Source organism: Kitasatospora sp. NPDC087271, assembly GCF_044744605.1.
GTDB lineage: Bacteria > Actinomycetota > Actinomycetes > Streptomycetales > Streptomycetaceae > Kitasatospora.
Map to the genome: position 1 here is coordinate 145238 of NZ_JBIUYQ010000016.1, position 21643 is coordinate 166880.

Annotated in this window: 21 protein-coding genes and 1 riboswitch; of the genes, 10 read left to right on the forward strand and 11 right to left on the reverse strand. The window is 73.8% G+C overall.

Going from position 1 to position 21643, the window contains the following annotated elements; translation table 11 throughout:
- Window positions 1-40 precede the first annotated feature (40 nt).
- Entirely contained in the window at window positions 41-682 is a 642-nt protein-coding gene (locus ACIO9K_RS25425) for a DUF4126 domain-containing protein (RefSeq protein ID WP_363618872.1), read from the forward strand.
- Window positions 683-737: 55 nt separating this feature from the next.
- Window positions 738-2234, forward strand: a complete 1497-nt coding sequence (locus ACIO9K_RS25430; protein ID WP_400333377.1) for a phytoene desaturase family protein — start codon at window positions 738-740, stop codon at window positions 2232-2234.
- Between the two features lie 18 nt (window positions 2235-2252).
- Here ACIO9K_RS25430 and ACIO9K_RS25435 read toward each other — a convergent pair whose 3' ends face one another.
- Both ACIO9K_RS25435 and metF read right to left on the reverse strand, forming a co-directional pair.
- The gene (locus tag ACIO9K_RS25435) at window positions 2253-3155 is read right to left on the reverse strand and encodes a hypothetical protein (protein ID WP_363618870.1); all 903 of its coding nucleotides are present in this window, start codon (window positions 3153-3155) and stop codon (window positions 2253-2255) included.
- Window positions 3156-3361: 206 nt separating this feature from the next.
- Complete coding sequence (gene metF, locus ACIO9K_RS25440; RefSeq protein WP_363618869.1) at window positions 3362-4282, reverse strand: methylenetetrahydrofolate reductase [NAD(P)H]; 921 nt, start codon at window positions 4280-4282, stop codon at window positions 3362-3364.
- A 220-nt stretch (window positions 4283-4502) separates the two neighbouring features.
- Between metF and ACIO9K_RS25445 the strand changes: the two genes are divergently transcribed.
- Window positions 4503-5609: a polyprenyl synthetase family protein gene (locus ACIO9K_RS25445; RefSeq protein WP_400333381.1), complete on the forward strand. Its 1107-nt coding sequence runs from the start codon at window positions 4503-4505 to the stop codon at window positions 5607-5609.
- A gap of 56 nt (window positions 5610-5665) precedes the next feature.
- On the opposite strand, the gene thiE is transcribed toward ACIO9K_RS25445, so the two are convergent.
- From thiE to ACIO9K_RS25460, 3 genes are read right to left on the reverse strand one after another with little or no spacing between them, the layout of a single operon-like run.
- On the reverse strand, window positions 5666-6316 hold the full coding sequence (gene thiE, locus ACIO9K_RS25450) for a thiamine phosphate synthase (protein ID WP_363628785.1): 651 nt from the start codon (window positions 6314-6316) through the stop codon (window positions 5666-5668).
- On the reverse strand, window positions 6316-6681 hold the full coding sequence (locus ACIO9K_RS25455; protein ID WP_350884398.1) for an Rv2175c family DNA-binding protein: 366 nt from the start codon (window positions 6679-6681) through the stop codon (window positions 6316-6318). The genes thiE and ACIO9K_RS25455 overlap by 1 nt, the downstream gene beginning before the upstream one ends.
- A 42-nt stretch (window positions 6682-6723) precedes the next feature.
- On the reverse strand, window positions 6724-7932 hold the full coding sequence (locus tag ACIO9K_RS25460; protein WP_363582952.1) for an FAD-dependent oxidoreductase: 1209 nt from the start codon (window positions 7930-7932) through the stop codon (window positions 6724-6726).
- Between the two features lie 84 nt (window positions 7933-8016).
- Window positions 8017-8129: riboswitch (TPP riboswitch) on the forward strand.
- A gap of 3 nt (window positions 8130-8132) precedes the next feature.
- Here ACIO9K_RS25460 and thiO point away from each other — a divergent pair.
- From thiO to pknB, 4 genes are all read left to right on the forward strand, one after another.
- Complete coding sequence (thiO, locus tag ACIO9K_RS25465) at window positions 8133-9308, forward strand: glycine oxidase ThiO (protein WP_400333387.1); 1176 nt, start codon at window positions 8133-8135, stop codon at window positions 9306-9308.
- Window positions 9305-9574, forward strand: a complete 270-nt coding sequence (gene thiS, locus ACIO9K_RS25470) for a sulfur carrier protein ThiS (RefSeq protein ID WP_400333390.1) — start codon at window positions 9305-9307, stop codon at window positions 9572-9574. Before thiO ends, thiS begins: the two co-directional genes overlap by 4 nt.
- Window position 9575: 1 nt before the next feature.
- Entirely contained in the window at window positions 9576-10373 is a 798-nt protein-coding gene (locus ACIO9K_RS25475) for a thiazole synthase (RefSeq protein ID WP_363582958.1), read from the forward strand.
- Window positions 10374-10492: 119 nt separating this feature from the next.
- On the forward strand, window positions 10493-12268 hold the full coding sequence (gene pknB, locus ACIO9K_RS25480) for a Stk1 family PASTA domain-containing Ser/Thr kinase (RefSeq protein ID WP_363619071.1): 1776 nt from the start codon (window positions 10493-10495) through the stop codon (window positions 12266-12268).
- Window positions 12269-12296: 28 nt separating this feature from the next.
- Here the strand turns inward: pknB and ACIO9K_RS25485 are convergent, their stop codons facing one another.
- Window positions 12297-12926, reverse strand: a complete 630-nt coding sequence (locus ACIO9K_RS25485; RefSeq protein WP_363618863.1) for a molybdopterin-dependent oxidoreductase — start codon at window positions 12924-12926, stop codon at window positions 12297-12299.
- 221 nt (window positions 12927-13147) lie between these two features.
- Between ACIO9K_RS25485 and bfr the strand changes: the two genes are divergently transcribed.
- The gene (bfr, locus tag ACIO9K_RS25490) at window positions 13148-13627 is read left to right on the forward strand and encodes a bacterioferritin (protein ID WP_363582962.1); all 480 of its coding nucleotides are present in this window, start codon (window positions 13148-13150) and stop codon (window positions 13625-13627) included.
- Window positions 13628-13631: 4 nt separating this feature from the next.
- Here the strand turns inward: bfr and ACIO9K_RS25495 are convergent, their stop codons facing one another.
- Both ACIO9K_RS25495 and ACIO9K_RS25500 read right to left on the reverse strand, forming a co-directional pair.
- The gene (locus tag ACIO9K_RS25495) at window positions 13632-13925 is read right to left on the reverse strand and encodes a (2Fe-2S)-binding protein (RefSeq protein ID WP_363582964.1); all 294 of its coding nucleotides are present in this window, start codon (window positions 13923-13925) and stop codon (window positions 13632-13634) included.
- Window positions 13926-14134: 209 nt separating this feature from the next.
- A complete protein-coding gene (locus ACIO9K_RS25500) occupies window positions 14135-15544 on the reverse strand; it encodes a class II 3-deoxy-7-phosphoheptulonate synthase (RefSeq protein WP_400333395.1) in 1410 nt (469 codons plus the stop codon).
- Window positions 15545-15785: 241 nt separating this feature from the next.
- On the opposite strand from ACIO9K_RS25500, the gene ACIO9K_RS25505 reads away from it, so the two are divergent.
- Window positions 15786-17720 carry an anthranilate synthase family protein gene (locus ACIO9K_RS25505; RefSeq protein ID WP_400333398.1) on the forward strand — a complete coding sequence of 645 codons (1935 nt, stop codon included), beginning with the start codon at window positions 15786-15788 and terminating at the stop codon, window positions 17718-17720.
- A gap of 80 nt (window positions 17721-17800) precedes the next feature.
- Here the strand turns inward: ACIO9K_RS25505 and ACIO9K_RS25510 are convergent, their stop codons facing one another.
- The 3 genes from ACIO9K_RS25510 to ACIO9K_RS25520 are packed head-to-tail and all read right to left on the reverse strand — an operon-like array spanning window position 17801 to window position 20587.
- Window positions 17801-18481 carry a response regulator transcription factor gene (locus tag ACIO9K_RS25510; protein WP_063347264.1) on the reverse strand — a complete coding sequence of 227 codons (681 nt, stop codon included), beginning with the start codon at window positions 18479-18481 and terminating at the stop codon, window positions 17801-17803.
- The gene (gene macS / locus ACIO9K_RS25515; RefSeq protein ID WP_400333402.1) at window positions 18459-19718 is read right to left on the reverse strand and encodes a MacS family sensor histidine kinase; all 1260 of its coding nucleotides are present in this window, start codon (window positions 19716-19718) and stop codon (window positions 18459-18461) included. Before macS ends, ACIO9K_RS25510 begins: the two co-directional genes overlap by 23 nt.
- A gap of 35 nt (window positions 19719-19753) precedes the next feature.
- Complete coding sequence (locus ACIO9K_RS25520; protein ID WP_400333405.1) at window positions 19754-20587, reverse strand: lysophospholipid acyltransferase family protein; 834 nt, start codon at window positions 20585-20587, stop codon at window positions 19754-19756.
- Window positions 20588-20843: 256 nt separating this feature from the next.
- On the opposite strand from ACIO9K_RS25520, the gene ACIO9K_RS25525 reads away from it, so the two are divergent.
- Complete coding sequence (locus ACIO9K_RS25525) at window positions 20844-21638, forward strand: alpha/beta fold hydrolase (RefSeq protein ID WP_363582972.1); 795 nt, start codon at window positions 20844-20846, stop codon at window positions 21636-21638.
- Window positions 21639-21643: the final 5 nt, after the last annotated feature.

Consider the following 21643-nt stretch of genomic DNA (forward strand, 5'->3'; position numbering starts at 1 on the left):
CCACGAGAAGGAGGGGGAAAGCGATGAGGAGGGGGAAGCCATGACGATCGTGCCGCTGATCTTCACCAGCGGACTCGCCAGCGGCATCAACGCCTACGCGGTGGTGCTGCTGCTCGGACTGCTGGGCCGCTTCGGCGGCGCGGACTCGGTGCCGCCCGCGCTGGAGCGCACCGACGTGCTGGCCGCGGCCGCCGTACTGTTCCTGCTGGAGGCGGTGGCCGACAAGATCCCGTTCGTCGACAGCCTCTGGGACTCCGTGCACACCGTGATCCGGCCGATCGCGGGCGCCACCGTCGGCGCGCTGATCGCGAGCACCGACCCGGGCTCGCTCGGCGAGGTCGCGGCGGGCGCGATGGGCGGCACCACGGCGCTGGTCAGCCACCTGGTCAAGGCCTCGCTGCGGATGGCGGTCAACACCTCGCCCGAACCGGCCAGCAACATCGCGGTCAGCATGGCGGAGGACCTGTCGGTGGCCGGGCTGGTATCCCTGGCGATCTTCCACCCCTGGCTGGCCGCCTCGATCGCCGCCGTCCTGCTCGCCGTCGGCCTGCTGCTGGTCTGGTTCGCGGTCAACCGGATCCGCGCCTTCCGGGCCCGCCGCCGCGAACGCCGCGCCGCCCGCGACGCCGGGTCCGCCGCCCGCGAGCAGGAGGCGGACCGGCCGTACGTCCCGCGGCGCTGAGGACGGCGCCCGCCCGGCCCGGCCCTGCCCAGGTCACGGCCTAGGATCAGGTGCCATGGCACGGATCGTCATCATCGGCGCAGGAATGAGCGGGCTCGCGGCGGCCTCCAGGCTGGCCACCCTCGGACACCGGGTGACGGTCTGCGAGGCCGGCGGCACGTACGGGGGCATGGTCGGCCAGTACGAGCGCGACGGATTCGCCTTCGACACCGGCCCCGGCCTGCTGACCCTCCCGGCCGTCTACCGCGACCTCGCGCTGAAGACCGGCAAGGAGCCGCTGGAGCAGCTCGTCGACCTCGCCCCGGTGGACCCGGAGAGCCGGCACCTGTTCCCGGACGGCACCGCCGTCAGCCTGCCCAACGCCTCCCGCGGCGGCGTCAGCCAGGCCCTGGACGCCGCCTTCGGCGTCGGCTCGGGCGCCCGCTGGAGCGCGGTCATGAACCACGGCCGGACGGTCTGGGAGGCCACCCGCCGCCCGCTCCTGGAGGAGCCGCTCCCGGCCGACCGGTCGCCGCTGCACACCGACCCCTACCCCGTCCCGCCCCGGCGCGGCCTGCTCGCCCGGCTCGGCCGGCCCCGCCCGTGGACCCTCGCCGACGTCGCCGCCCGCGAACTCGGCGGCCACCCCGGCCTCACCGCCCTGCTGGCGGAGCACGCCCTGCGCTTCGGCCTGCCCCCCGGGTCCGCCCCCGCCGGGGCCACCGTGCTGCCGTACATGGAGCAGTCCTTCGGCGTCTGGTACGTCCGGGGCGGCCTGCGGGCCCTGGCGGACGCGGTGCACCGGCGCTGCGAGCTGCGCAAGGTGGAGTTCCGCTTCGACACCCCGGTCACCGGGGTGCTGGTCGAGGACGGCCGGGCCCGTGGCGTCGACACCCCGGGCGGGCGGATCGACGCGGACCTGGTGGTCTCCTCGATGGACACCAGGGCGCTGTTCCGTGACGGTCTCGCCCGGTGGCCGGAGCTCGGGCCCGACCACGGGGAGCCGTCCGAGGTGCCCGGCCGGTTCAGCGTGCTGCTCGCGCTGCGCGGCGCCCGGCCGGCCGGCACCCCGCACCGGACGGTGGTGCACGCCGCCGACCCGGCGGCCGAGCAGAACGCCCTGACTCTCCCGGCCCCGCCCTGCGAGCGCCCCACCCTCCAGGTGCTGCGTCCGGACGATCCCTCGCTGCGTCCCGACGACGCGCACGAGAGCGTGGTGCTGACCGCGACCGTCCCCGCCCAGGGCGACGTCGACTGGACGGCGCCCGGGGTCGCCGAGCGCCACGCGGACCGGCTGCTGGCGCACGCCGACGCCGCCGGCCTGGGCCTGCGCGAACGGGTGCTGTGGCGGGTCGTGCGCACCCCGGACGACACCCGCCGGGAGACCGGCGCCCTCGGCGGGTCGGTCCCCCGCCCCGCGCTCGCCGGAGACGGCGGCGGATGGCTCCAGCCCGCCAACGAGTCGCCCGTCCCCGGCCTCTACCTGATCGGCGGAGCGGCCCACCCCGGCGGCGGACTGGCCCGGGCCGGGATGTCCGCCTGCATCGCCGCCAACCTGATCGGCCCGGCGTAGGGGCCCTGGCGCCGGACCTCAGCCCTGGGGCCAGGTGTTCTGCTGCTGGTAGCCGTAGGTGTGGTCGTAGGACTGCTGCTGCGGGATGCCCTGGGGGTGCTGGCCCGGCTGCTGGCCGGGGTGCTGCTCCAGGTGTTGCTCGGGGTGCTGCTGCGGGGTCTGCCACTGCTGCTGGGGGTGCTGCTCCCAGCCGGGCTGCTGCTGCGGGTAGGACTGGTACTGGTCCTGCTGCGGGTAGCCGTTGTACGGGTCGGACTGCTGGGGGTAGGCCCCGTAGCCCTGGTCGTAGGCGAAGACGGGCTGCTGCTGGCTCTGCCACTGCTGCTGCTCGTAGGCCGGCTGCGGCTGGGCGGCGTTGTCGTAGCCGGACTGGTAGGCCTCGGCGTAGGGGTCGTGCGGCGCCTGCGCCTGCTGCTGCTCGTAGTAGGCGGGCGCGTAGACGCCGTCCTGGGCGAGTTCCCGCATCTCGAAGGCGGCGGTCTGCTCGACCTCGGGGACGTCCTCGGCAACCGGGGCGGGGGCGGCGACCGGGGCCTCCTCGACGGCGCTGACCTCACCGATCCGCTTGTCGGTGGCCTCGACCGCGGCCACGGCGGCCGCGCCGCCGGTGAGGGCGCCGAGCAGGGGCACCTTGGCGAGCGGGCCGGGCAGCGAGCCGTCGGCCTTGCGCAGCGACCAGCCGGCCCGGTAGCCGCGCTTGACGGAGAGGGTGACGAAGCTCTGGCCGGCCGCGAAGAGGGCGGCGCCGGCGCCGATCACCGGGACGGAGCCGAGCACCATGCCGGCGGCCACTGCGAGGAAGCCGACCAGGGCGAGGGCCCGCCAGTGCAGCGGGGCCCGGTTCTGCAGCAGGACCTCGGCGACCAGCCAGAGCGCCACCACCGCCAACGCGACGTACAGCAGCAGGTATCCGATGCCCATCCGCCCGCTACCTCCAGTCGCGTGCCCGCGCTCGCCGCGCGTGTGCGGCGACTGTACCGGTTCAACGGCCGGGGTACCGCATCGCGTTCCCGCCGGTCGCGGCCGGGGCGCACACGACCGAGCCCGTCACCGTCGGGGCGGTGACGGGCCGGTGAACGTCTTGGCCCGCGGGCCCGATCGGCCCGGCACAGGACCCCCGACGGGGCCTACGCGTGGCGCTGGTGCAGGCCGAGGTTCTGGTAGATCTCCAGCGTCGCCGTGGAGTGGTTGAGCGTGATGAAGTGCAGGCCGGGCGCGCCCTCGGCGAGGAGGCGTTCGGCCATCGCGGTGGCGTGTTCCATGCCGATCGCGCGCAGCGCCGCCGGGTCGTCGACGGCGGCCCGCAGCCGGGCCTCCAGGTCGGCGGGGAAGGCGGAGCCGCTCAGCTGGGGGAAGCGTTCCAACTGCTTGGCGTTGGTGACCGGCATGATCTCCGGGATGATCGGCGTCTCGCAGCCGGCGGCGGTGACCCGGTCGCGCAGCCGCAGGTAGTCGTCGACCTCGAAGAACATCTGGGTGATCGCGTAGTCGGCGCCCGCCCGGACCTTGCCGACGAAGTGCCGGATGTCCTCGTCCCAGTCGGTGGAGCGCGGGTGCATGTTCGGCGAGGCGGCGACGCCGACGCAGAAGTCGCCGATGCCCTTGATCAGCTCGACCAGCTCGTACGCGTACGTGACGCCGTCGGGGTGCTTGACCCACTCGCCCATCGGGTCGCCGGGCGGGTCCCCCCGGACCGCGAGGACGTTGCGCACGCCCTGGTCGGCGTACTGGCCGATGATGTTGCGCAGTTCGGCGATCGAGTGGTCGACGGCGGTCAGGTGAGCGACCGGGGTCAGCGTGGTCTCGGTGGCGATCCGGCCGACCATGTTGACGGTGCGCTCGCGCGAGGAGCCGCCCGCGCCGTACGTCATGCAGACGAAGTTGGGGTCCAGCGGTTCGAGCCGGCGGATGGCGTCCCAGAGTCTCTGCTCGCCGACCTCGGTGCGCGGGGGCATGAACTCGAAGGAGAAGGACCGCTTTCCGGCTGCCAGGAGTTCGCGGACCGTCAGTGCGCGGTCCGGTCTGGTGGAAGCGATGCCGAGTGCCATGCTGGCAGGTTATCCGGCGTTCGAAGGGGCCGGACAACTCGGTACCACGGATTGAGACAAGCGGTGGACGATACTCCGTCCGGTGGTCCGTCGGATTCCGACCGGCGTTCGGGGCCCGCGCCGGGTGCGCCCGCACGCCCGCGCGCACGCCCGCTCGCACATTCGTTCCCGGCTACCCCGCTACGCTTGCTGCACCCCAGCGAACCAGCGGAGCCTCATCGTGACCTCGTCCAGCAACCGGCCGGCCAACCCCATAGACGTGGAGGACGTCCGCGCGCGCGTCAACGCCGCCCTCGCCGCGTTCATGGACGGCCAGTCCGCCCTGTTGGACAAGATCTCCCCGCAGCTCGTGCCCGCCGCCGACGCCCTGCGCGACTTCCTGCTGGACGGCGGCAAGCGGCTGCGCCCGGCCTTCTGCTACTGGGGCTGGCGCGGCGCCGGCGGCCCGGCCGGCGACGAGGGCATCGCGAACGCGGCGGCCGCGCTGGAACTGCTCCAGGCGAGCGCCCTGGTGCACGACGACCTGATGGACCGCAGCGACACCCGCCGCGGCCTGCCCTCGATCCACCGCCGCTTCGAGGCGCTGCACCGGGCGAACGGCTGGCGCGGCGACCGCGAGCAGTACGGCGCCTCGGCGGCGGTGCTGCTCGGCGACCTGCTGCTGATCTGGTGCGACGAGCTGTTCCTGCGCTCGGGCCTGGAGCCGGCCGCCGTGCTGGCCGCCAAGCCGGTGTTCGACCTGATGCGCACCGAGGTCATGGTCGGCCAGTACCTGGACGTCCTGGAGCCGGTGGCCGGCGACTCCGCCGACGAGGGCGCGCTCGACCGGGCGCAGACGGTGCTGCACTACAAGTCGGCGAAGTACACGATCGAGCGCCCCCTCCAGGTCGGCGCGCTGCTGGCCGGGGCCGGCCCGGAGCTGGTGGCGGCGCTGGGGGCGTTCGGGCTGCCGCTGGGCGAGGCCTTCCAGCTGCGGGACGACCTGCTCGGCGTCTTCGGCGATCCGGCGGTCACCGGCAAGCCGGCCGGGGACGACCTGCGCGAGGGCAAGCGCACCCTGCTGGTGGCGCACGCGATGCGGGGCCTGCCGGCCGCCGACGCCCGGCACCTGGACGAGCGGCTCGGCGCGCCGGACCTGGTGCCCGAGGAGGTCACCGGGCTGCGCGACCTGGTGGCCCGCAGCGGCGCGCCCGAGCGGGTGGAGCGCCGGATCGACGAGCTGATGCGGCAGTCCCTGGCCGCGCTGGAGGCGGCGCCGCTGGCCGACGAGCAGGCCCGCACGGTGCTGCTGGCCCTGGCCGAGGCCGCCACCGTCCGCAAGTACTGAGATCCGCACGCAGGGGGATCCGCAGGTACGGAGAACGGTGACGGCCCCCGGGGCCGTCAGGCCGAGCGCACCCGCCGGGCGAGCTCGGCTGCGGCGGCCTGCGGGTCGTCGGCGGCCGTGATGGCACGGACCACGACGATCCGGCGGGCGCCGGCGGCCAGCACCTCGTCGAGGTTGCCGAGGTCGATGCCGCCGATGGCGAACCACGGCCGGTCGGTGCTCTGCTTCGCCGCGTACGAGACCAGGCCGAGGCCCGGCGCCGGGCGGCCCGGCTTGGTCGGGGTCGGCCAGACCGGGCCCGTGCAGAAGTAGTCCACGCCGGGCTCGGCGAGCGCCGCGTCCACCTCGGACTCGGCGTGGCAGGACCGGCCGATCAGCACCTCGTCACCGAGGATCGCCCGGGCGGCCGGCACCGGCAGGTCGTCCTGCCCGAGGTGCAGCACGTCCGGCCGGGCCGCGTGCGCGACGTCGGCGCGGTCGTTGACGGCCAGCAGCTTGCCGTGGCGGCGGCAGGCGTCCGCGAAGACCTCCAGGGCCGCCAGCTCCTGCTTGGCCTCCAGGCCCTTGTCCCGGAGCTGGACGATGTCCACCCCGCCCGCCAGCGCCGCGTCCAGGAACTGGGCGAGGTCGCCCTGCTCCCGGCGGGCGTCGGTGCACAGGTACAGCCGGGCGTCGGCCAGCCGCCGGCGCGGTGCGTCCGCCGCCATCAGATCAGCATCGCCTGGGCGCGCCGCTTGACCTCGGTGCCGCGGTTCTCCTGCAGCGCCTGGATCGGGCTGCCGGGCAGCGACGGGTCCTCGGTGAAGAGCCACTCCAGGATCTCCACGTCGTTGTACCCGCAGTCGCGCAGCACGGTCAGGGTGCCGGACAGGTGCTTGACCAGCCCCTGGCCGTCGATGAACGCCGCAGGGACCTGCAGCGACTTGTTGGGGCCCCGCCGGACGGCGATCAGCCCGCCGCTGCGGACCAGGTCGCGCACCTCGGTGACGCGCACCCCCCACTGCTCCGAGATGTCGGGCAGGTACATCCACTCGGAAACCAGGGCTTCAATCTTGCTTTCAATCTCACTCACGCCACCAGACTGCCACCTCCACAGCCCCCCGCGCACCAGCCGCTACCCCGCGACCGCCGACTTCAGCGGCACCGAGGGGTCCGCCGCGCGGGCCCGGTCCAGCGCGGTGCCGCGCTCGATCAGCCGGCGGCCCTGGGTGAGGTCGCGCGGCCGGTCGACGGCCAGCAGCGCGCTCGGCACCCCGTCGCGCAGCCAGAGCGCCGTCCAGGAGGCGTCCTGCGGGCCGCCGCGCCACAGCAGTTCGTCGCCCTCGGCGTGCCGCCCGGCGTACTGGACCATCCGCCCGAACTGCTCCGACCAGAAGTACGGCACCGGGTCGTACGGCGGCGCGTCCGCGCCGAGGACGGCGGCCGCCACGGCCTCGCCGGACTGCAACGCGTGGTCCCAGTGCTGGACGGCCAGCCGGGCGCCGGAACGGGCGGACGGGTAGCTGACGCAGTCCCCGGCCGCGAAGACGCCGGGCAGGCCGGTGCGCAGCCGCCCGTCCACCAGGACGGCGCCGGTGCCGTCCAGCTCGACGCCGGAACCGGCCAGCCAGCCCGTCGCGGGCCGGGCGCCGACGCCGACCACGACCTCGTCGGCGGGCAGGTGCGAGCCGTCCGCCAGCAGCACCGCGCCCTCCTCGACGGCGGCCACGCCGACCCCGCAGCGCAGGTCGACACCGGCCTCGGCGTACCAGGCGGCCATCGCCGAACCGACCTCGGCCGGCAGCGCGCCGGGGACGGGCGCCGGGCCCGCCTCGACCACCGTCACCTCGCAGCCGGCCGCGCGGGCGGCGGTGGACACCTCGGCGCCGATCCAGCCCGCGCCGACCAGCACCAGCCGCAGGCCGGGCCGCAGCAGGGCGCGCAGCGCCAGCGCGTCGTCCAGGGTGTGCAGCAGGTGCGCGCGCTCGGCGCCGGGCAGGGCGCGCGGGGTGGCGCCGGTGGCGATCACCAGGGCGTCGTAGGGGAGGTCGCCGGCGTCGGTGTGCAGCACGCCGGGGGCGAGGCCGGTGGCGCGGCGGCCGGTGAGCAGTTCGATGCCCAGGTGCGGGTAGTCGATGTCCAGGGTGGTGGCGTCGGCCTTGCCGAGCAGCACGTCCTTGGAGAGCGGCGGCCGGTCGTACGGCGCGTGCGGCTCCTCCCCGACCAGCGTGATCCGCCCCCGCCAGCCACCCTGCCGCAGCTTCAGGGCGCACTGCGCCCCGGCCAGCCCGGCCCCGACGACGACCACCTGATCCGTTCCGTTCAGCTCTGCCACGCCCGTCACTGTACTCAGCGCCCTGCCGGGGCCACCGGCCCGTCCACCCCGCGTACGGGCCTTCGGCCGGGCCCGCCCCCGGCGTTATGGTGGGGGCACCATCACGGGAGCCCGGCGTACCGGGCTGAGAGGCGGGCTGGCACGGCCCGCGACCGTCCGAACCTGATCCGGGTCATTCCGGCGAAGGGAGAAGAGCAGCCTTGTCACGCTTGCCCGAGGAAACCCACGCCGACGTGCTGGTGATCGGCGGGGGCGTCATCGGCCTCGCCGTCGCCTGGCGCGCCGCGCGGCGCGGGCTGGGGAACATCGTCGTGGTCGACCCCTCCCCCGGCGGCGGGGCGGCCGGGGTCGCGGCCGGGATGCTCGCCCCGGTCACCGAGCTGCAGTACGGCGAGGAGCCGCTGCTGCGCCTCGGCATGGCCTCCAACCAGCGGTACGGGGACTTCGCCGCCGAGCTCACCGAGGCGAGCGGCGGCCTGGACACCGGGTACCGCCGGTGCGGCACGATCGCCGTCGCGCTGGACTCCGACGACCGCGAGGAACTGCGCGAGTTGCACGCCTTCCACCAGCGGCTCGGCCTGGACTCGGCCTGGCTGACCGGCCGGGAGGCCCGCAGGCTGGAGCCGATGCTCGCCCCCGGCGTGCGCGGCGGCCTGCACGTCGCGGACGACCACCAGGTGGATCCCCGCCGGCTGCTGACCGCCCTGGTGGCCGCCTGCGAGCTCGCCGGGGTCGTGCTCCACCGGGCCGAGGCCGTCGGGCTGCTGGTCGAGGACGGCCGCGCGGTCGGCGCCCGGCTCGGCACCGGCGAGACCCGGAGGGCCGACCAGGTGGTGCTCGCGGCCGGCCCGCACAGCCACCGGCTGCCCGGGCTGCCGGAGGGCGTGCTGCCGGCCGTCCGCCCGGTGAAGGGGCAGATCCTGCGGCTGCGGATCCCCGAGGCGTACCGGCCGTTCCTGTCCCGCAACGTCCGCGCGGTGGTGCGCGGACAGCACCTGTACCTGGTGCCCCGGGAGAACGGCGAGCTGGTGATCGGCGCGACCACCGAGGAGCAGGGCTACGACACCACGGTCACCGCCGGCGGGGTGTACGAACTGCTGCGCGACGCCCACGAGTTGGTGCCGGGCATCACCGAACTCCTGCTGCTGGAGACCTCGGCCGGGCTGCGTCCCGGCTCGCCGGACAACGCCCCGCTGCTGGGCCCGACCGCGCTGCCCGGGCTGGTCGCCGCCACCGGCCACTACCGCAACGGCGTGCTGCTCACCCCGGTGACCGCCGACCTGCTCGCCGAGTACCTGGCGACCGGCGAACTCCCCGAGCTTGCACAGCCGTTCACACCCACCCGGTTCTCCCCCGACCGCTCCACCACGAAGGCCTCCGCATGACCGAGATCGCACCACCCCAGACCACACCGGCCCAGATCACACCGGCCCAGACCACGCCGGCCGAGATCGGGCTGACCGTCAACGGCGAGCCCCGCCGGGTGTCCGCCACGACCACCCTCGCGGAGGTGGTGGCCACCCTCAGCGCCGCCCACAGCGGCGTCGCCGCCGCCCTCAACGAGGCCGTGGTGCCGCGCAGTTCGTGGCCGGCCACGGAACTGTCGGCGGGCGACCGGATCGAGATCCTCACCGCCGTCCAGGGAGGCTGACATGGCTGACGACCTGCTGACCATCGCCGGGGAGTCCTTCGGCTCCCGGCTGATCATGGGCACCGGCGGCGCACCCAGCCTGGAGATCCTGGAACGGGCGCTGCTGGCCTCCGGCACCGAGCTGACCACCGTGGCGATGCGCCGGGTCGACGCCGGCACCCAGGGCTCCGTCCTGGACGTGCTGACCCGCAACGGCATCCGGGTGCTGCCCAACACGGCGGGCTGCTTCACCGCCGGGGAGGCCGTGCTGACCGCCCGGCTGGCCCGCGAGGCGCTCGGCACCGACTGGGTGAAGCTGGAGGTGATCGCCGACGAGCGGACCCTCCTGCCGGACCCGATCGAGCTGCTGGACGCCGCCGAGACCCTGGTCGACGACGGCTTCACGGTGCTGCCGTACACCAACGACGACCCGGTGCTGGCCCGCAAGCTGGAGGACGTCGGCTGCGCGGCGATCATGCCGCTGGGCTCGCCGATCGGCTCCGGCCTGGGCATCCGCAACCCGCACAACTTCCAGCTGATCGTGGAGGACGCGGGCGTCCCGGTGATCCTGGACGCGGGCGCCGGCACCGCCTCGGACGTCGCGCTGGCGATGGAGCTGGGCTGCGCGGCGGTGATGCTCGCCTCCGCGGTGACCAGGGCGCAGGACCCGGTGCTGATGGCCGAGGCGATGCGGCACGCCGCCGAGGCGGGCCGGTTCGCCCACCGGGCCGGCCGCATCCCGCGCCGGTTCCACGCCGAGGCCTCCTCGGCGATGGCCGGCCGGGCGGAGCTGGACACCCGCGAGCACCCGGCGTTCTGACGCCCTGGCGCCCGGCACCCACCCGCGTGTGCCGTGTCACAAACCGGGCACAGCCGGGCCCGGAGGCGATGTCCTCCGGGTCCGGCTGCCGCCTGCGGCCCTAGACTCTCCGGGTGGACATGGCACTGCACGACCCCCTGATCGGTACCCTGCTCGACGGCCGGTACCGGGTCGAGCAGCGCATCGCGACCGGCGGGATGTCCACCGTCTACAAGGGCACCGACACCCGGCTGGACCGGGTCGTCGCCCTCAAGGTGATGCACCCCGCGCTGGCCGGGGACGACGGCTTCACCGCCCGGTTCATCCGCGAGGCCAAGGCCGTCGCCCGGCTCTCCCACCCGAACGTGGTGAACGTCTTCGACCAGGGCGCGGACGGCGCCAACGTCTTCCTCGCCATGGAGTACGTGCCCGGCCGCACCCTGCGGGACCTGCTGCGCGACCGCGGCGCACTGTCCGTGCGGGCCGCGCTGGACGTGCTGGAGCCGGTGCTGGCCGCCCTCGGCGCCGCCCACCGGGCCGGGCTGGTGCACCGGGACGTCAAGCCGGAGAACGTGCTGATCACCGAGGACGGGCTGGTCAAGGTCGCCGACTTCGGCCTGGTCCGGGTCCTCGGCACCGCCGACGGCGCGCCCACCTCGACCAGCACCGCGACCGGCGGCACGGTCCTCGGCACCGTCTCCTACCTGGCCCCCGAGCAGATCCTCCCGGACGCCCCCACCGACCAGCGGGTCGACGTCTACGCGGCCGGCATCCTGCTCTACGAGATGCTCACCGGCCGCCGCCCGCACACCGGCGACAACCCCGTCCAGGTGATGTACAAGCACCTGCACGAGGACGTCCCCGCCCCCTCGCTGATCGCCCCGGCCGTCGGCCCCGGGCTGGACGCCATAGTGGCCGGCGCCTGCGCCCGGACGGCCGAGGCCCGCCCGTACGACGCGGTCGAACTGCTCGCCGCCCTCCAGCGGATCCGCCGCACGCTCACCCCGGCCGAGCTGGACGCCGAGCCGCCGGCCTCCACCCGGCCCAGCCCGCGCTACCCGACCAGCGAGCCGACCTCGGTGATCCAGCAGCCGGCGGGGCCCGCCGCCGGGGCGCCGGAGCCCACCAGCGTGCTGGACGTGCCGGCGGAGCTGCTGGACCAGCTGCTGGTCGAGCCGCGCCCGTACGACGAGCCGACCCCGGTGCGCGGGCGCCGGCCCGGCCTGCTGCGCCGCCTCCCCCGCAAGCCGCTGATCTGGGTCGCCGCGCTGACCGCCCTGGTGCTGGCGGTCGGCGGTGCGACGTACGGGCTGTCCGAAGGTCTGTACGGGCCGGTGCCCGGCGTGCTCGGCAAGGACCGGGCCGAGGCGCAGCGGATCCTGGACAAGGACGGCATGCACGGCCGCTTCGTCGAGGTGTTCAGCGAGAGCGTCCCGGCCGGGCAGGTGATCGCCACCGACCCCGGAGTGGGCGCGCGGACCCGCAAGAGCGACACCGTGACGGTGACCGTCTCCAGGGGCCCCAAGCGGATCGCGGTGCCGGACCTGGCCGGGAAGACCGCCGACCAGGCCGCCGACGCGCTGACCGCGGCCCAGCTGACCAGGGGCGGCGTGACCGGGACGTACGACGACACCGTGCCGGAGGGCGTGGTGATCAGCAGTTCGCCGGCGGCCGGGCAGCTGCTCCAGGAGAACACCGCGGTCTCGCTGGTGGTCAGCAAGGGCATGGTGCCCGTCCCGGACGTCACCGGGATGAGCAAGGACGACGCGGCGAAGGCGCTCCAGGCGGCCGGCTTCACGATGCAGACCAGCGGGGTCAACCTGTTCGGCACCGGCAAGGTGTCCAGTCAGTCCCCGGCGGCCGGCGAGCGGCGCCCGCAGCACACCGCGGTGACGGTCAACTTCCCCTTCTTCTAAGGGGATTCCTCCGAACGTCGGCCCGCCCTCAGCGCAGCGGGCCGTCGCCCGGCTCCTCCTGGTGGGAGTAGCGCTGCTCGCGCCACGGGTCGGCGAGGTTGTGGTAGCCGCGCTCCTCCCAGAAGCCCCGGCGGTCGGCCCGCATGTACTCCACCGCGCGGACCCACTTGGGGCCCTTCCAGGCGTACAGCCCGGGGACGATCAGCCGGACGGGGAAACCGTGCTCGGCGGTCAGCGGCTCGCCGTTGCGGTGGGTGGCGAAGATCGTCCGCGGGTCGGCGAAGTCGGCCAGCCGCAGGTTGGCGCTGTAGCCGTACTCGGCCCAGACCATCACGTGGGTGACGCCGGGCGCGGGGGGCTCCAGGTCGAGGAGGGCGGCGGCCGGCACGCCCGACCACTCGTTGCCGAGCAGCGTGAACTTGGTGACGCAGTGCAGGTCGGCGACGACGGTGGTGCGCGGCAGGGCGTGGAAGGCCTCGAAGTCCCAGCTGTGCTTCTCCGCCGAGGCGGTGGCGCCGAACACCTGGAGGTCCCAGGTCAGCGGCTTGAAGCGGGGTACGGGCCCGTAGTGCAGGGCGGGCCAGCCGCGCTGCACGCGCTGCCCCGGGGGGAGCCTCGGGTCAGACGGCGGAAACGGTTCTTGTTCGGACTGACCCATGACTCCATGGTGACAGACGGCGGCCGACGCGCCGTGCGCGCCCCTTCGCGCGACCACACGCCCCGCCCCCAAGAACCGGTGACCGAGCCCGTATCGGCTCAAATCGGATATTCCAAAACATGTCCTAGTGAGTGTGAACTTACTGGAATTTTCTCCCATTTCGATGCCAGGATGCGCAGCGCAGGAGTCACAACAGGCCGTAGCGCAGGGAGGCACCAGCCATGCAGGGCGACCCAGAGGTCATCGAGTTCCTCAACGAGCAGCTCACCGCGGAGCTCACCGCGATCAACCAGTACTTCCTGCACGCCAAGATGCAGGAGAACTTCGGCTGGACGAAGCTCGCCAAGTACACCCGGCACGAGTCCTTCGACGAGATGAAGCACGCCGAGACCCTCACCGACCGGATCCTCTTCCTGGACGGGCTGCCGAACTACCAGCGGCTGTTCCACGTCCGGATCGGCCAGACGGTCAAGGAGATGTTCGAGGCGGACCGCCAGATCGAGGTCGAGGCGATCGACCGGCTGAAGCGCGGGATCGTGGTGATGCGCGCCAAGAACGACGTCACCTCGGCGAACATCTTCGAGGACATCCTGGCCGACGAGGAGCACCACATCGACTACCTCGACACCCAGCTGGAACTCCTGGAGAAGCTCGGCGAAGCCCTCTACCTCGCCCAGGTGATCGAGCAGCCGGACTCCTGAGCCCTCAGGCCGCGCGCAGCGGGGCGACCGGGGTCGGGGCGGCCTGAGTCACGGTGGCCGCCGGCGCGGACGCGGCCTGGTCCTGCGGGTCGGCCAGGCCGAGCTTCGCGGCGAGGCGGGCGGTCGGGCAGGGCCGGGCGCCGTGCTCGCCGAGCAGGGCCTGGATCCGGCGGACGCAGGATCCGCAGTCGGTGCCGGCCTTGCAGCCCCGGGCGATCTGGCGCGGGGTGCCGGCCCCGGCGTCGATCGCCTTCTTCACCTGGTCCTCGGTGACCGCATGGCACATGCACACGTACATCGCGGACTCTCCAGGGTGGTGCGGCGCCGACTGGCGGAACGATCTTGACTAAGGCTTGCCTTACTTCACTAAGCCTCACCTTACCCGGCGATCCGGGCACGAAAAAGCCCCTCCGGGCTCGGGGACCCCGAATCCGGAGGGGCTTTCGTCACATTCGTTCACCGGTGACCCGCCGGCGGCGGCTCACCCGTGGCAGCTCCCGTGGCAGCTCACTGGCCGCGGTACATCTCCGCCACCAGGAACGCCAGGTCCAGCGACTGGCTGCGGTTGAGCCGCGGGTCGCAGGCCGTCTCGTAGCGCTGGTGCAGGTCGTCGACCAGCACCTCGTCGCCACCGCCGACGCACTCGGTCACGTCGTCGCCGGTCAGCTCCACGTGGATGCCACCCGGGTGGGTGCCCAGCGCGCGGTGCACCTCGAAGAAGCCCTTGACCTCGTCGAGCACGTCGTCGAAGCTGCGGGTCTTGTGGCCGCTGGAGGCCTCGAAGGTGTTGCCGTGCATCGGGTCGCAGATCCACACCGGCTGGGCGCCGGACGCGGTGACCTTCTCCACCAGGGTGGGCAGGTGGTCGCGGACCTTGCCCGCACCCATCCGGGTGATGAAGGTGAGGCGGCCGGGCTCGCGCTCCGGGTCCAGCTTCTCGATCAGGGTCAGTGCCTCGTCGACCGAGGTGGTCGGGCCGAGCTTGACGCCGATCGGGTTGCGGACCTTCGAGGCGAACTCGATGTGCGCGTGGTCCAGCTGGCGGGTGCGCTCGCCGATCCACACCATGTGGCCGGAGACGTCGTACAGCTCGCCGGTGCGCGAGTCCACGCGGGTCAGCGCGGTCTCGTAGTCGAGGATCAGCGCCTCGTGCGAGGAGAAGAACTCGACGGTCTTGAACTCCTCCGGCGCCACACCGCAGGCGTTCATGAACGCCAGGGCGTTGTCGATCTCCCGGGCGAGCTGCTCGTAGCGCTGGCCGGCCGGCGAGTTGCGCACGAAGTCCTGGTTCCAGGCGTGCACCTGGCGCAGGTCCGCGTAGCCACCGGTGGTGAACGCGCGCACCAGGTTCAGCGTCGCGGCGGACGCGTTGTACATCCGCTTGAGGCGCTCCGGGTCCGGGATGCGGGACTCGGGGGTGAACTCGAAGCCGTTCACCGAGTCGCCGCGGTAGACCGGCAGCGTCACGCCGTCGCGGGTCTCGGTCGACTTGGAGCGCGGCTTGGAGTACTGGCCGGCGATCCGGCCCACCTTCACGACCGGCACCGAGGCCGCGTACGTCAGCACGGCGGCCATCTGCAGCAGGGTCTTCAGCTTGTTGCGGATGTGCTCCGCCGAGACGCCGTCGAAGGCCTCGGCACAGTCACCGCCCTGCAGCAGGAAGGCCTCCCCGCGCGCCACGGCGCCGAGCCGGGCGCGCAGCTGGTCGCACTCGCCGGCGAACACGAGCGGCGGATAGGAGGCGAGCTCGGCAAGGGTCTTGCGCAGAGCCTCTTGGTCCGGCCATTCAGGCTGCTGCGCCGCGGGCAGGGACTGCCAGGAGCGGTCAGTCCTCGATGTCTCAGTCGTCACGGTCACACCACCAAGGCTACGGGGTGACCCGAGCGATTCGTGACCATTGCCCGAGGGGTGAGACATAACTCGGACAAACACGTGACCGGGCTCACCCTCCCCGCACGATCCGCTACGCTCGAACCATGCACGCGCCCCGCACCCACTCCTGGTGGTGGGCCTCCCCCAAGGGTGGCCCACCGATCGCGCGTTCCTAGACGAACACGACGGCCGCCCCTCGGGGCGGCCGTCGGCGTATGCGCAGACGGCCCTCCGGGAGCGGATCCCAGCACCGCACCTCACCAGTCCCCCGGAAGGAAGCCGCTCCGTGACCGCCACCGCCGACCTGCTCGCCCGCCTCACCGCTCCCGACGCGCCCGCGTTCGCCCTGCTGCACCGCCGCACCCCCCGGCTCGCCCCGGACACCGTCGAGGTGCTGGTGGGCACCGTCGACAGCTACCGGAACCTCGCCGACCTGCCGGTCCGCACCGGCGTCCCGGCCGACGGCCCCGTCCACGACCTGCTCGCGCTCGTCCCGTACCGGCAGATCCGCGAGCGCGGCTTCGAGGCGCACGACGACGGGACCCCGCTGCAGGCCCTCTCGGTGGCCGAACAGCACACCCTGCCGCTGGCCGAACTCGCCGCCGCCCTGCCGCAGTCGCCGGTCTCGCTCACCGGCGGCTCGTTCGACATCGACGACGAGGCGTACGCCGCGATCGTCCGCCGGGTGATCGAGGAGGAGATCGGCAACGGCGAGGGCGCCAACTTCGTGATCCGGCGCGACTTCGGCGCCACCCTGGAGAACTTCTCGCCCGCACTCGCGCTCACCCTGTTCCGGCGGCTGCTGGAGCAGGAGCGCGGCGCCTACTGGACCTTCCTGGTGCACACCGGAGAACGCGTCCTGGTCGGCGCCTCCCCCGAGGTGCACGTCCGCCAGAGCGGCGGCACCGTCGTGATGAACCCGATCTCCGGCACCTACCGCTATCCGACCGGCGGCTCGGACATCGACTCGCTGCTCCGGTTCCTCCACGACCCCAAGGAGCTGGAGGAACTGACGATGGTCGTCGACGAAGAGCTCAAGATGATGTGCACGGTCGGCGACCTCGGCGGCCAGGTGCTCGGGCCCCGGCTCAAGGAGATGTCCCACCTCGCCCACACCGAGTACGAGCTGCGCGGACGCACCTCGCTGGACGTCCGCGAGGTGCTCCGCGAGACGATGTTCGCCGCCACCGTCACCGGCAGCCCGGTGCAGAACGCCACCCGGGTCATCAAGCGGTACGAGCCCGGAGGGCGCGGCTACTACTCCGGCGCGCTCGCCCTGATCGGCCGCTCCGCCAGCGGCGGACAGCTGCTGGACTCGCCGATCTGCATCCGCACCGCCGACATCGACCCGGCCACCGGCCGCCTGGTCGTCCGGGTCGGCGCCACGCTGGTCCGCCACTCCGTCCCCGAGTCCGAGGTCGCCGAGACCCACGCCAAGGCCGCCGGGGTGCTCACCGCGATCGGCGCCCGGCCCGCGCCCGCCCGGCTGCCCGGCCCCACCGGCCCCCGGCTGGCCGACGACCACCGCGTCCAGGCCGCCCTGGACGCCCGGCGGGCCGACCTCGCCCCGTTCTGGCTGCGGATGCAGACACCGACCGTGGTCACCGAGCCCGCGCCGACCCTGGTGGTCGACGGCGAGGACACCTTCACCTCGATGCTCGCCCACCTGCTCACCTCGATCGGCCACCAGGTCAGCGTCGTCCGCTACGACGCGCCCGGGCTGCCCGCCCTGCTGGCGGCGCACCGCGGGCCGCTGGTGCTGGGCCCCGGGCCCGGCGACCCGGCGCTCGCCGACGACCCCAAGATGGCCCTGCTGCGGCCGGTCGTCGCGGACGCCCTGGCAGCCGTCCGGTCCGGAGCCCGCACCGCGCCGCTGCTCGCGGTCTGCCTCAGCCACCAGCTGCTCTGCGGTGAGCTCGGGCTGGCGCTGGGCCGCAAGGACGTCCCGTACCAGGGCGCGCAGGAGAGCATCGATCTGTTCGGCACCAAGCACACCGTCGGCTTCTACAACACGTTCACCGCGCGCTGCTCGGACGCCGACGCGGCCCGGCTCGCCGCCCGGGGCGTCGAGGTCGCCCGGGACGCCGCCACCGGGGACGTCCACGCGCTGCGCGGGCCCGGCTTCGCCGGCCTCCAGTTCCACCCCGAGTCGGTGCTGACCCGCGACGGCGTCGGCATCGTGGCGGGCCTGCTGCGCGAGGCGGCGGCCGTCCGCGGCTGAGCAGCCTGCGGGGGGCCGGTCCGGGACCGGCCCCCCGCCGCACGCGGGATCGCCGAGGCGGCCGGCTCCCGCCGGAGCCGTCAGATGTCGTCGTCCAGCCCCTGCTCGATCGCGTACCTCACCAGTTCCACCCGGTTGTGCAGTTGCAGCTTGCCGAGCGTGTTCTGGACGTGGTTCTGCACCGTCCGGTGCGACAGCACCAGCCGGTCGGCGATCTGCCGGTACGACAGGCCCTTGGCCACCAGGCGCAGGACCTCGGTCTCCCGGGCGGTCAGCTGCGGGACGGCCGGCGCGGAGGCCGGAGCCGGTTCGGCGGCCAGTCGGCGGAACTCGCCCAGCACCAGGCCGGCCAGACCCGGGGTGAACACGGCGTCGCCCACGGCCGTGCGCCGCACCGCGTCCAGCAGTTCCTCCCGCCCGGCCGACTTGACCAGGTACCCGGTCGCGCCGGACTTCACCGCCTCCAGCACGTCCTGGTGCTCGCCGCTGGCCGAGAGCACCAGCACCCGCACCGCCGGGTCCTGCGCGACCACCTGGCGGCACACCTCGGCGCCGGGCAGACCGGGCAGGTTGAGGTCCAGCACGACGACCTGCGGCGAGCAGGCGCGGGCCCGACGCACGGCCTCCTCACCGTCGCCCGCGGTGGCCACCACGTCCAGCCCGGCCTCGGCGAGGTCCCGCGAGACGGCGTCGCGCCACATCGGGTGGTCGTCCACGACCATCACCCGTATCGGCCGGTCAGTCGTCGGCTGATCGGTCATCAGAGCCCTTCCTCGGGACGCGGAGTTCGACCTCGACGCCCTCCCCGGGCGCCGAGTACAGCTCGGCCGTGCCGCCGAGGTCCAGCAGCCGGCCGCGGATGGACTGGGAGACGCCCAGCCGCCCGGCCCGCTCCGCCTCGCCGAGGCGGCCGGGGGCGAAGCCGGGGCCGTCGTCGCGGATGCTGACCGTGACGGCCTGCGGCTCGTCCTCCACCAGGATCCAGGCCCGGGCCCGCTCCCCGGCGTGCCGGCGGACGTTGTCGACGGCGGCGCCGACCGCCGCGGCCAGTTCGCCGGCCGCCCCGGCGGACAGCAGCACCGGCCCGCCGGGGGCGGACAGCGTGATCCGCTCGTCGGCGTACGGGCGCAGCAGCGCGGTGAGGTCCTGCGGCTCCCCGGCCCCGCACTCCGGCGGGCGCTGCCCCGGGATCGGGCCGCCGGTCATCAGCGCCCGCAGGGCGCGCTCCTGCTCGCCGGCCAGCCGGCCGAGTTCGGCGAAGTCGGCGCCGCCGCCCGGGCGTCCACCGGCCGCGGCGGCAGCGCCCTCGGCCGGCCGCGCGGTGAGTTCCGCGCCGTGGCGCTGGACGAGGGCGAGCACCTGGAGCACGCCGTCGTGGATGTCGCGGGAGAGCCGCTCGCGCTCCCGGGTGGCCGCCTCGACCTGGAGTGCCCGGGTGAGCGTCGCCTCGCTGGCGCGGGCCAGTTCGATGACGTAGCCGATGGCGCAGCCGGCCACCATCAGCAGCATGATGTTGTGGACGTTGTCGCCGGTCGCGCCGCCGTGGCCGAGGATGTTGGCGACGCCGATCACCGTGCCCGCGGCGGCCGCCCAGCGCCAGCCGCCCTTGCCGGCGAAGCCGAGCACCGTGCCGGCGGCCCAGATGGTCGGCAGGGTGGGCGCGCCGTGGCTGATCCGCACCGGGTCGTCGGTCAGGCCGCTCATCACGATGCCGGTGACGGCGAGGGTGAGGTCGGTGCCGAGCACGTACCAGGTGCAGCGCTGCGGGCCGGCGAAGGCCCGGGTGCTGGCGAGCGTCCAGAGGGTGAGCGTGCCGAGGAAGATCCAGCCGGCGACGGGGTGCAGGAAGTCCAGGTAGGAGTTGAGGTAGCGCAGCAGGGCGTAGCAGAGGGCCAGCAGCCGGAAGTAGGAGATGGCCTTCCACAACGGCAGTTCGACGGACATGCCCCCGGCCGCGACCGCGCCGCCGACTGCCCCGGTTCTCTCGCCGTCCGTCATCCTTCCGCCCCTCCCCTGGGCCGCGCCCGCGGTCGTCAGGCCGACCCGGTCTCCTTCGGCTCCTGCCCGGACTGCTCGGCCTTCTCCGTCGCGGCGGCCTTCTCGGCGGCGGCCTTCTCGGCCTCCGCCTCCGCCTTCTCCGCCTTGGCGGCGGCCTTGCGCTCGGCGTCGGCCTTCTTCTTGTCGTCGGCGATCTGCCGCTTGGCGGCGGTCGCGTAGATGTCCACGTACTCCTGGCCGGAGAGCCGCATGATCTCGTACATCACCTCGTCCGTCACCGAACGGAGGATGAAGCGGTCGTTCTCCATGCCGTGGTAGCGGGAGAAGTCCAGCGGGCGGCCGATCCGGATGCCGGGGCGGGTGCCGAAGTTGGGGATCACCTGACCGGGCGGCTGGACCTTCTCGGTGTCGATCATGGCGACCGGGATGACCGGCGCGCCGGTGGCCAGCGCGACGCGCGCCAGGCCGCCGACCTTGCCGCGGTACAGCTTGCCGTCGGGCGAGCGGGTGCCCTCGGGGTAGACGCCGAACAGCTCGCCGCCGTCCAGCACCGCGATGGCGCTGCGGATCGCGGCCTCGCCCGCGCCGCGCACGCCCGAGCGGTCCACCGGCAGCTGGCCGACGCCCTTGAAGAACGCGGCGGTCAGCCGGCCCTTGATGCCCGGGGTGTTGAAGTACTCGGCCTTCGCGATGAAGGTCACCCGGCGTTTGATCAGCGCGGGGAAGAAGAAGGAGTCCGAGAAGGACAGGTGGTTGCTCGCGATGATGGCCGCGCCCTCGGTGGGGATGTTCTCCTCACCCTCGATCCACGGCCGGAAGAAGATCCGAAGCAGTGGCGCGACGATCATCTTCATCAGTCGGTAGAACAACCCGGGCCTCCTGTTATGCGGACCGGTCGATCCTAATGCCCCGTGGGCTCGGCCCGCGCCCCGCCCCGCCCCGGCGGGCCGCCGCCGGACTCCCGCAGGCACTCGCGCGGAGGCCGCCGCGAGGGGTGTGCGGCCCGCGCGGGAGCCGCCATGAGGGGTGTACGTCCCGGGCGGGGCCGTGGGACGATGCGGATTCCCGCAGCCTCCCCCTCCAGCGTCCCTCCCCCAGCGCCACCCGCCCGCGAAGGAGTCCGCCATGCCGTTGCTGCCCGGTGCCGAACCGTACCGCCACCGCGGCGGACCGGTGGGGGTGCTGCTGTGCCACGGCTTCACCGGGTCGCCGCAGTCGCTGCGGCCCTGGGCGGAGGAACTGGCCGCGGCCGGGTTCAGCGTGTCGCTGCCGCTGCTGCCCGGGCACGGCACCCGGTGGCGGGACATGCAGGTCACCCGCTGGGAGGACTGGTACGCCGAGGTCGAGCACGAACTGCTGACGCTCTCCGCCGAGTGCGAGCAGGTCTTCGTCTGCGCGCTGTCGATGGGCGGCGCGCTGGCGCTGCGGCTGGCCGCGCTGCACGGTCCGGCGGTGTCCGGGCTGGTGCTGGTCAACCCGTCGGTGCGCTCGGACAACCCCGCGAGTGTGCTGCTGCCGGTGCTGCGGCACCTCGTGCCGAGCGTGCCCGGGATCGCCGACGACATCGCCAAGCCCGGCGCGGTCGAGCTGGGCTACGACCGGACGCCGCTGAACGCCGCCTGGTCGCTGGGCCGGCTGTGGCGGGACGTCCGACGGCGGCTGCCGCAGGTGACCCAGCCGGTGCTGCTCTTCCGCAGTCCGCAGGACCACGTCGTCTCGCCGGCCAACTCGGAACTGGTGCTGGCCCGGATATCCTCGACCGACGTGACGGAGCGGCTGTGCCAGCGCAGCTTCCACGTCGCGACGCTGGACCACGACGCGGCGGAAATATTCGCGGCCAGCCAGGACTTCATCCGACGGCTGGCCCCCGCGCACGCGGTGGGCGTCACCGGGGTCGAATCCGACGATCACCATGGCTGAAGGGC